Origin of the sequence: Streptomyces niveiscabiei (assembly GCF_001419795.1) — a bacterium.
GTDB lineage: Bacteria > Actinomycetota > Actinomycetes > Streptomycetales > Streptomycetaceae > Streptomyces > Streptomyces niveiscabiei.
In genome coordinates, this window is record NZ_LIRL01001190.1 from 1 (window position 1) to 2,696 (window position 2,696).

Sequence of the window (2,696 nt, forward strand, 5' to 3'; positions counted from 1 at the left end):
CACGACGACTACGCCTACAACGTCCGCGCCAGCGCCGACGCGTGCGGCTTCGGCCCCGGAACCGTCTACCTCGCCGCCCTGCCCGTCGCCCACAACTTCGCCCTCGGCTGCCCCGGCGTCCTCGGCGCCCTGCACGCGGGCGGCACGGCGGTCCTCACCGACGAACCCGACCCCGACAGCGCGTTCCCCCTCGTCGAACGCGAACGCGTCACCGCGACCGCCCTGGTGCCGCCCACCGCCCGCATGTGGACGGCGGCTGCCGCATGGGGCGAGGCGGACCTGTCGACACTGCGGCTCCTCCAGGTCGGCGGCGCCCGCCTGCTGCCCGAGCACGCCACCGAGGCACTGAGCGCCTTCGGCCCCGTCGTCCAGCAGGTGTTCGGCATGGCAGAGGGCCTGCTCAACTACACCGAACCCGACGCCCCCGAGGACGTCGTCCTGCACACCCAAGGACGCCCGCTGTCACCCGACGACGAGATACGCATCGTCGACGAGGACGACCACGACGTCCCGCCCGGCACCACGGGACGGCTCCTCACCCGCGGCCCCTACACCCTGCGCGGCTACTACCGGGCCGACGAGCACAACGCCACCGCCTTCACCGCCGACGGCCACTACCGCACCGGCGACCTCGTCCGCCGCACCTCCACCGGCCACCTCGTCGTCGAGGGCCGGGTCAAGGAACAGATCAACCGGGGCGGCGACAAGGTGGCCGCCGCCGAGGTCGAGGAGCAGCTCGCCCGCCACCCCGCCGTACGGGACACCGCCGTCGTCCCCGTCCCCGACGACCTGCTCGGCGAACGCACCTGCGCCTTCGTCGTCCCCGCCCCCGGAGCCACCGCCCCCGGACGCGGCGAGGTGGCCGCCTTCCTCAGGGAACGCGGACTCGCGCCCTACAAGATCCCCGACCGCGTGGAAGCCGTCGACGCGCTGCCGGTCACAGCGGTCGGCAAGACCGACAAGAAGGCGCTGACGGCACTGGCCCGAGAACTGAAGGAAGGTCCCCGCGCATGACCAGCACCTGGAACACCTGGGCGCACGCCCTGCCCACACCGGGTTCGCCGCACACCGTCGAGGCACCGCAGGACCCGGCGGAGGCGGCGGTACGGCTCGCCCGGTCGGGCCTCGGCGGCGAGTACGTGGTCTACGAGCGTGCCGGGACCTGGACGTACGCCGCGGGACCGGCCGCCACCGTCACCCTGGACGCCGGCCAGGTCGTCGCCCGCTGCGGGAACCACGCGGTGCGGCGCCCCCTGGACCGCAGCGCGCCGCTGGAGCAGATCGCCGCGCTCCTCGCCCACCTGCCGCACCCCGACTGGCGGGCGTACGGCTGGGCCACCTTCGAACTGGCTCACCTGCTTCACCCGGACACCGGCGACCCGGGGCGTGAACCGCTGCTCCACCTCATGCTGCCGGTCACCGAGGTCGACCTCACCCCGGGCACGGCACGCGTCCGCACCGCCGACCCCGAACACCTCGCCCTCGTCACCAAAGCACTCGCCGTCCCCACCGGGCGGACGGGGGAGGGGCCCGCCGACACGGAACACCTCCTGGGCACCGGAGCCGCCTCCTATCAGGACGCCGTCGCCCGGACCGTGGCCGACATCCGGGCGGGCCGGCTCCAGAAGGCCGTCCTCTCCCGCCCCCTGCCGCTGCCCGGACACCTCGCCCCTGACCTCGCGGCCACCTACCTCGCGGGCCGCCGGGCCAACACCCCCGCCCGCTCCTTCCTGCTCGACCTCGGCGGCTGGCGGGCCGCCGGCTTCAGCCCCGAGACGATCGTCGAGGTGGACGCGGACAGCCGCCGCGTCTCCACCCAGCCGCTGGCCGGCACCCGCGCCCTGGGAACGGACCCCGACGAGACTGCCCGCCTGCGCTCCGACCTGCTCGGCGACCCCAAGGAGATCCACGAACACGCCCTGTCCGTACGCCTCGCCGTCGACGAGGTGACCCAGGTCTGCGGACCCGACGCGGCCGTCGTCGAGGAGTTCATGACGGTCCGCGAGCGCGGCTCCGTCCAGCACCTCGCCTCGCGCGTCACCGGACGCCTCGCCGACGGCCGGGGCCCCTGGGACGCCTTCGCGGCGCTCTTCCCGGCGATCACGGCCACCGGCTGCCCCAAACCGGGCGCCCTGCGGGCCATCGGCCGCTACGAGGACGGGCCGCGGGGACTGTACGCGGGAGCCGTCCTCACCGCCGACGCGCACGGCGGCCTCGACGCCGCGCTCGTCCTGCGCACCGTCTTCCAGCGGGACGGCCGCAGCTGGCTGCGCGCGGGCGCCGGGGTGATGGGGCAGTCGACCCCGGAACGCGAGTGGGAGGAGACCTGCGAGAAGCTCCGGAGCGTGGCCCCGTATCTGCGGTGAGCGGGGCGGGCGGGGTGGCGCTCAGCGGTCGAACTTCCAGGTGATGTGCGTGGGCGTCGCGTCGACGACCGTGACCGGGATGCGGACGGCCGTCCCGTTGGTCCGTCTGCCGGTGCACGTCATCCGCGTGCCCGCGACCGCGAGCAGCGGACCCGGGCAGGTCACGTCGTGGAGCCTGGTCCCCACCCACGGCAGCGGGTGGTACAGGCTCTGCGTCCGGCCGGCGACGATGTTCGCCGCGAGGGCCTTGCGGCCGTCCACCATGACCGTGTCGTACTCGTCCAGCGACGTCGTCGACTCGGTCGTGGAGAGGGCGCGGGTGCCGAGGAC

General features: G+C 74.6%; 3 protein-coding genes. 2 read left to right on the forward strand and 1 reads right to left on the reverse strand.

Features of this window, described 5'->3' with window-relative positions; translation table 11 throughout:
* Together AOK24_RS41895 and AOK24_RS41900 are read left to right on the forward strand one after the other, a co-directional pair.
* A partial coding sequence (locus AOK24_RS41895) for an AMP-binding protein (protein WP_159052187.1) occupies positions 1–1,014 on the forward strand: 1,014 nt, incomplete at its 5' end.
* Positions 1,011–2,366, forward strand: coding sequence for a salicylate synthase (locus AOK24_RS41900; protein WP_055725121.1), 1,356 nt, complete (start codon positions 1,011–1,013; stop codon positions 2,364–2,366). The genes AOK24_RS41895 and AOK24_RS41900, both read left to right, overlap by 4 nt.
* Before the next feature lie 21 nt (positions 2,367–2,387).
* Here AOK24_RS41900 and AOK24_RS41905 read toward each other — a convergent pair.
* Positions 2,388–2,696 (reverse strand): DUF4333 domain-containing protein (locus AOK24_RS41905; RefSeq protein WP_055725122.1); only part of this gene is annotated, 309 nt, incomplete at its 5' end.

Excerpts from the sequence above, each read along its gene's own strand:
- AOK24_RS41900 (WP_055725121.1), top strand. The coding sequence starts at position 1,011 with ATGACCAGCACCTGGAACACCTGGGCGCACGCCCTGCCCACACCGGGT.